At 70.1% G+C, this 6,780-nt stretch carries 4 protein-coding genes and 1 pseudogene; 4 read left to right on the forward strand and 1 reads right to left on the reverse strand.

Annotated features, from left to right (window positions below; genetic code table 11):
• Positions 1-4: 4 nt before the first annotated feature.
• Positions 5-2,596: a hypothetical protein gene (locus tag AB0I04_RS45700; RefSeq protein WP_360899742.1), complete on the reverse strand. Its 2,592-nt coding sequence runs from the start codon at positions 2,594-2,596 to the stop codon at positions 5-7.
• Positions 2,597-2,930: 334 nt separating this feature from the next.
• Here AB0I04_RS45700 and AB0I04_RS45705 point away from each other — a divergent pair, with 334 nt between their 5' ends.
• From AB0I04_RS45705 to AB0I04_RS45720, 4 genes and pseudogenes are all read left to right on the forward strand, one after another.
• Positions 2,931-3,692 carry an SDR family oxidoreductase gene (locus AB0I04_RS45705; protein WP_360899745.1) on the forward strand — a complete coding sequence of 254 codons (762 nt, stop codon included), beginning with the start codon at positions 2,931-2,933 and terminating at the stop codon, positions 3,690-3,692.
• A 25-nt stretch (positions 3,693-3,717) separates the two neighbouring features.
• Positions 3,718-4,605 (forward strand): ABC transporter substrate-binding protein, encoded by an 888-nt coding sequence (locus tag AB0I04_RS45710; protein ID WP_360899748.1) that lies wholly within the window; start codon positions 3,718-3,720, stop codon positions 4,603-4,605.
• A gap of 121 nt (positions 4,606-4,726) precedes the next feature.
• Positions 4,727-6,454, forward strand: a complete 1,728-nt coding sequence (gene boxC / locus AB0I04_RS45715) for a 2,3-epoxybenzoyl-CoA dihydrolase (RefSeq protein ID WP_360899751.1) — start codon at positions 4,727-4,729, stop codon at positions 6,452-6,454.
• Between the two features lie 2 nt (positions 6,455-6,456).
• Positions 6,457-6,780: pseudogene (locus tag AB0I04_RS45720) on the forward strand (benzoyl-CoA 2,3-epoxidase subunit BoxB); the annotation flags it as partial.

Below are 6,780 nucleotides of genomic sequence, written 5' to 3' on the forward strand. Positions count from 1 at the left end.
CCGTTCAGTCCAGGTCGTCGATGGTCAGGTCGTCGGGGGTGGGCGTGGGCGCGATCAGTATTTCCACCTCATGCGTTCTGATGTCGAACCGCTCTTCATCGACCAGCGGCGGCCAGATCTCCGGGTTGAGCTCGCCGCGGGATCGACGCTCCGCGAGCGTGTCCGCCCACTCGGCCTCGGTGACCGTGTGCGGCCGGCAGCACCATTGGTGTTCTTCCGGGTCCTCGGAGTAGGCGTCCGGGGTGCAGGTGGCCCTCGGAGCGGACCGGTCGTCCAGGGACGGCCGCTTCACCGCGATCTCATGACCCGACTTGAACCGCGTGAACCAGGTGGCGTCGGCCAGGATCAGGGTGTCGCCGACCGCCAGCTCGGGGACGACCAGGGGGTCCCAGAGGAGTCCTTCGACGCCGTCCTGACGCCTGAGCGTCCCGATCGGCAGCTGCCCGAGCTTGAAGGAGCCTCTCTGGATCTTGACGGCCGTGTTCGGATGCTCGACGAGAGCGCGGTCGCCCACGTGCAGCGCGACGACCTCCGACGCGTCGCCCAGACGCCGTGACTTCACGTCGAGCCGGATGGGCTCAAGACCGATCACGGTCGCGAGGGCCAGTTCGCGGGTCCCGGCGTCGGTCGCCCTGTCGCGTGCGACCGAGGTGTCGGCCAGGCAGGTGAGCTGGTCGAAGCACTTGCGATCGGCGTCCAGCAGGTCGACGTGGGCATTGCGCCAGTGCGAGTGCATCCGAGAGAAGCGGACGAGGTCGGAGGCCTGCAGCGCGACGCGGCGGCCCCAGATCTCCTGCGCGTCGGCCTCCAGCACGCGGTGGACGTCACGCAGCCGGGAGATCCCCAACCCGTCGAGGACGCGCTGCGCCCTTTCGAGCACCTCGACGCGGTAGTCCAGGGCCGCGCCGACGAGCGTCCTGTACGCGGCCGTGTCCTCCTCGCGATGCGCCCCGTCGATCGCATCGGAGACGACGTTGGACAGCCGGGCTCCGGGGGTCTCCGGTTGCTGTGCGATGGCGTCGGAGACCTTGCGATGGTCCAGCGGGCCGGTGGCCTCGGCCCAGGTGAGGAGGTAGTCCAGGCGGCCGGCGTCGACGGCCGGGCCGCCGGGCGTCACATGCGTGGCGAGCACGGCTCGTACGTCGACGATGGGTGTGCGCAGGCTCATGGCCCGGGCCCTGTCCTCCTCCAGGAGGAAGCTGACCGCGAGCCGCTCGTCGTCGTGCAGCGGCTCCGGCAGCGTGGCCGGCTCCCCGTCGAAGGTCAGGGCCGGGCGGCCGCTGTCCAGGTCATGCTGCCAGCGCAGACGGCTGAGTTCGACCCCGGCCAGGGAATCCGCGGCGGTGGCCAGCAGGTCGGCGGTCGGCCGGTCCGGAACGACCAGGTGCACCGGGCCGAGCCCCGCCTCCCGGATCTCACGGATGGCCGCGCCGAGGATCCGCATCACCGCGCGGCGGGTGAACGGGGACTGCGGGTCGGCGAACACCCGCCGAACCCACGCGGTCCGCGCGTCCGCGCCCACCTTCCGTACGGCCACGCCGTGCATTCCGAGAGCCGACGCGTCCGACTTCACGAGGACGAGATCGATGGTGCCCGGCGACCCGCACGGGTCGGTCCGCAGACGCCCGGTCCAGGAAGGGAGGCCCGTGACGGTGGCGCGCACCTGATTCACGATGCTTCGCGGCGCGGGCCCGTCGGTGTTCTCACCGGACACGAGCCCCGCCACGGCAGGACGCCTGAGACGGTCGATCCCGATCTCGGTGAGGATGGCGAGCGGCTCGTCACCGTTCCGCAGCTCCGCCCGGCAGTACGAGAAGAGGTTGCAGGTCACGCAGCTGCGCGGGTCGAAGTTCGCGGTCAGATGGGCGACGTACGGGACGAGTTCCTCTTCCGCCGGGAAACCGTCGTCGAGTTCGGCCTTGGCCGTCAGCCGTTCATCGGCCCTCGTGCGGACTTCGATCCGGTGGTCGTCCAGCAACTCCACGACGGCTTCGGGCTGCAGGAACGCGTTGCGCGGCACGGCCAGCGCTCCCTGGCGATGCACGCGCATGCCGGCCGGCAATCTGCTCCAGGCGGCGGCGGACTCGGCGCCCAGCGCGACCTGCAGGAAGCCCTTGAGCATCCGGCCGTCGTCGATGCGCGAGCGGATCCGTTCGTAGTCCTTGGCGTCGCCCATGATCAGCCAGGAGCCGACGGTCCGGCCCTCTTCCTCCCGGGGACAGACGATCGCGAAGTCGGGCTGGACGGGAGTCGAATCGGGGACGTTCTCGAGGTTCAGGTACGGGACGGCGAGCGCCGTCACCATGGTCGCCTCACCGGAGGACTCCGCGTCGAGATGGGCCAGGGCGAGTTCGGTGGCGGTGTCGGCGACGATGCCGTGGCAGTCGCGCCGCCGGACGGCCTTCGGACGGGCGAGGCCGAGTTGCCCGACCGTCTTGGTGAGCAGTTCGGAGACGAAGTCATCGGAGTGCACGAGGCTCTCGAAGGTCATCGCCCGCGTCCACCGAGCCTCGGGGATCCCGGCGCCGGCATCAGGGTGGCCGATGCGGGCGGCCAGAACCCTGCGCGTTCTGCGGGTGATGAAGGGATCGGTCATCCGAAACCGCTGGCACCCTGCGTGCGCCGACGCCACGACGGCACTCGTTCCACCGCCGGACTGCAGTCCCCCCATGTCACACCCTTCCTCTTGCCCGCTTCGCTACGCGACTGTAGAGCGATCCGCCGTGCCATGATCCCGGATTCCGGGCATCGCTCGTCGCCTAGAGTCACGAAACCGCTGCTGAGCCTGTCAGAAGTGCGCCGAGGATCCCGAGCGCGGGGTGGCCTGCGAGCCGGCCACCGTGAACGGCGACAGCCGCATCCGGGCGCGTAAGGTCGATATCAGCGTCATCACACGGTCATCTGCGCCGGGCACGTCCTGGGAGGCCGACATGACGAACGTTCAGCAGGGCGGCAGGGTCGCCCTGATCACGGGCGCGACCAGGGGGATCGGCGCGGCCGTGGCCCGGCTGCTGGCGTCCCGGGGCATGCGGGTCGTCGTCAACTACCGCAGCAGCCGCGGCGAGGCGGACGACGTGGTCGCGTCGATCGAGTCCACCGGCGGCCGGGCGATGGCCGTGCGGGCCGACGTACGCGACGCGTCCGCCGTGCTCGGCATGGTCGAGCAGATCCGGGCCGCCATGGGCGAGGTGGAGGTCCTGGTCCACAACGCCCTGATCCCGTACGCCATCAAGTCGTTCGACGAGATCTCGTGGGACGAACTTGGCGGCAAACTGGAACAGGAGATGCGAGCGGCCTTCCTGCTGACGAAGGCCGTCGTCCCCGGCATGACCACGCGCGGCTACGGACGGATCGTCTACCTCGGCACCGTGTTGAGCCGGCAGCCGCGTGAGGGCATGATCGCGCTCGGCACCTCGAAGGCGGCCCTGAGCCAGTTCGCCCGCTTCGTCGCGCAGGAACTGGGGCCTCGCGGGATCACCGTCAACGTGGTGGCCCCGGGGCCGGTGGCCGAGACCGTCATCTCCGGTGTCCTCGATGAGGAACAACGGCAGCGCCAGACGGCCCAGACGGCGCTGGGCCGCCTCGCCTCCCCCGATGACGTGGCCCGGGCCGTCGCCTTCTACGCGGGTGACGACAGCGGATTCATCACGGGCACCACCGCGCCGGTCAACGGCGGACTGGCGATGGACTGACGCTTCCCGGAAGGGAGTCCTCGCAGTGCACACCATCGACCTGACCTACGTCGGGCGCGGAATCCACGAGGAACTGGTCGCCTACGTCGCCGACCAGCAGAACTACTACGAGCAGGAGGGGGTCCACGTCGCGCTGCGCGACGGATGCGCCTGGGACGGCGAACGGGTCCGGCGGACCGCTACGATCGGGCTGGGCCGGGCGGTGCTGTCGCGCGTGACCGACGGCGTCCCGTGGACGGTTCTGTGCGTCAACACCGATCGGCCGCTGTTCTGGCTGCTCGCCCGCGACGCGTACGCCTCGGTCGAGGAGCTGCGGGGCCGCAGGATCGGCATCCACGCGCCCAGAACCGCGCCCGGGTGCTTCTCCCGCATCGTGCTCAGGAGGCACGGGCTCGATCCGGACCATGACGTCCAGTCGGTCGTCATGACGCCGGGCGACTACGGCCGCCACCTGCGCCGGCTCGCCGAGGGCTCCCTGGACGCGGCGTTCGTCGGCAGCACCCTGGCCCCCGAGGTCACGGCCGAGGAGCACGGCCTGCGGCTGCTGGCCTTCGTCGGGGACCATTTCAGGATCCCCACGGTGGGTGTCGCCGTGGACCCCACCCACATCGCACCGAACGATCCGGCGGTACCGGCCCTCGTACGAGCCGACCGCCGAGCCCTGCGCACGATCCGCGACGAACCGGATCTCGCCGTCCGGTACGTCAACGCCCTCATCCCGAGCCTCAGCGAGGCGGAGGCCCGTCGACTCTACGAACGCTACGTCGCACCGTACTTCACCACCGACGGCCGCCACGATCCATCCGTCGCGGCCCAGGCGGTGTCGAGCGTGGCGGAGGAACTGGGCGTGTCCACGGTGCCCGACGCGGCCGACATCTACCGCACGGAACCGGCCGAAGGGCCGGAGGCGTAGCCGCGGGAGCTCACGGACGGCGTACGAGCACGTCGACTCGAAATAAATACTACTTAGTCTTGACGCTGCATCGCGTGTTTGTAGAGTATCGGCCCTACCTCGAACGACAGGAGGATGGCCGATGACCAGCGTGGTGAGCGAACTCGCCGTCTGTCCGAAAACCGAGGGCGATGACGTGCCCGCCCGGCGCGAGCGGGTCGATTTCCGGACCGCCCCGTCGCGGTACCGTCATTGGCGCCTGACATTCGACGGCTCCATCGCGACTCTGACGATGGACGTAGACGAACAGGGCGGTCTCGTTCCGGGGTACGAGCTGAAGCTGAACTCCTACGACCTGGGCGTGGACATCGAGCTGTACGACGCGGTGCAGCGGCTGCGGTTCGAGCATCCCGAGGTGCGCACCGTGGTCATCACGGGAGGCAAGGAGAAGGTCTTCTGCGCAGGGGCGAACATCCGGATGCTGGCGGCCTCGACGCACTCGTGGAAGGTGAACTTCTGCAAGTTCACCAACGAGACCCGCAACGGCATCGAGGACGCCGGTGCGCACTCCGGCCAGACGTATCTGGCCGCGCTGAACGGCACGGCGTCGGGCGGCGGTTACGAGCTGGCCCTGGCGTGCGAGCACATCATGCTGGTCGACGACCGCTCCTCGGCGGTGTCGCTGCCCGAGCTGCCGCTGCTCGGCGTGCTGCCCGGCACCGGAGGGCTCACCCGTATGGTCGACAAACGGCACGTGCGGCGCGATCTGGCGGACTACTTCTCCACCAGGTCCGAGGGCGTCGGCGGGAAGAAGGCCGTGCAGTGGCGGCTGGTCGATGAGGCCGTGGCCCGTACCGCCTGGGACCGGACCGTCGCCGAGCGCGCCGCCGCCTTCGCCGAGCGCTCGGACCGGCCCGCCGACGCCCGTGGGATCGAGCTGACCCCGCTGGCCAAGACGCGTACCGACGATCACATCGGCTACCGGTACGTCAGCGCGGCCCTGGACCACGACCACGGCGTCGCGGAGATCACCGTCCTCGGCCCGGAGACCGACGCTCCGGCCGACCTCGCCGGTGTCCACGACCAGGGCGTCGACTTCTGGCCCCTGGCGCTCACCCGCGAGCTGGACGACCTGATCCTGGACCTGCGCACCAACGAGACCGAGCTGGGCACCTGGGTCTTCCGCACGAAGGGCGACGCGGCCCGCGTGCTGTCCCATGACGCATTGCTCCTGGAGCACTCCGGCGACTGGCCGGCCCGCGAGATCGTCCTGTACCTCAAGCGCACGCTCAAGCGCCTGGACGTCACCAGCCGCAGCCTCATCGCCCTCATCGAGCCCGGCAGTTGCTTCGCCGGCTCGCTGCTGGAGCTCGCGTTGGCCGCCGACCGGTCCTTCCAGCTGGTGGGCGTCTTCGAGGACGTCGACCCCGACGCCGAGCCGGCCGCGATCACGATCGGCCCGATGAACCTGGGCCCGTTGCCGATGGGCAACGGCCTGACCCGCCTGGCCACCCGTTTCCATGGCGACCCCGAAGCGCTGGCCGCCGCCGAGGCGGCCGAGGGCAAGGCACTGCAGGCCGAGGACGCCGAGCGACTCGGCCTGGTCACCTTCATCCCCGACGACATCGACTGGGAGGAGGAGGTGCGCATCGCCATCGAGGAGCGGGCGTCGCTCAGCCCCGACGCGCTGACCGGCCTGGAGGCCAACTACCGCTTCGCGGGCCCCGAGACGATCGAGACCAAGATCTTCGGTCGGCTGTCCGCCTGGCAGAACTGGATCTTCTACCGCCCCAACGCCTCCGGCCCCGACGGCGCGCTGCGCAAGTTCGGCACCGGACAGCGCGCCGACTTCGACCGGAAGCGAGTCTGACCATGACGATCGCCGACTACGGCGAGAAGATTCCCAACAACGTCGATCTGCGCGACGACCGGCGGCTGCAGCGGGCCCTGGAGTCCTGGCAGCCGAACTTCCTCACCTGGTGGGAGTCGATGGGGCCGACGCTGCCCACCGAGGACGTCTACCTGCGCACCGCCGTGAACGTCGGCCGCGAGGGCTGGGCCCACTTCGGGCACGTCGCGATGCGCGACTATCGGTGGGGCATCTTCCTGGCCGAGCCGCGGGCGGACCGGCGGATCGCGTTCGGTGAGCACAAGGGCGAGCCGGCCTGGCAGAAGGTCCCCGGGGAGTACCGCGCC

Origin of the sequence: Actinoallomurus sp. NPDC050550, from assembly GCF_040655075.1 — a bacterium.
Lineage (GTDB): Bacteria > Actinomycetota > Actinomycetes > Streptosporangiales > Streptosporangiaceae > Actinoallomurus.

Excerpts from the sequence above, each read along its gene's own strand:
- AB0I04_RS45705 (WP_360899745.1), top strand. The coding sequence starts at position 2,931 with ATGACGAACGTTCAGCAGGGCGGCAGGGTCGCCCTGATCACGGGCGCG.
- boxC (WP_360899751.1), top strand. The coding sequence starts at position 4,727 with ATGACCAGCGTGGTGAGCGAACTCGCCGTCTGTCCGAAAACCGAGGGC.
- AB0I04_RS45700 (WP_360899742.1), bottom strand. The coding sequence starts at position 2,596 with ATGACCGATCCCTTCATCACCCGCAGAACGCGCAGGGTTCTGGCCGCC.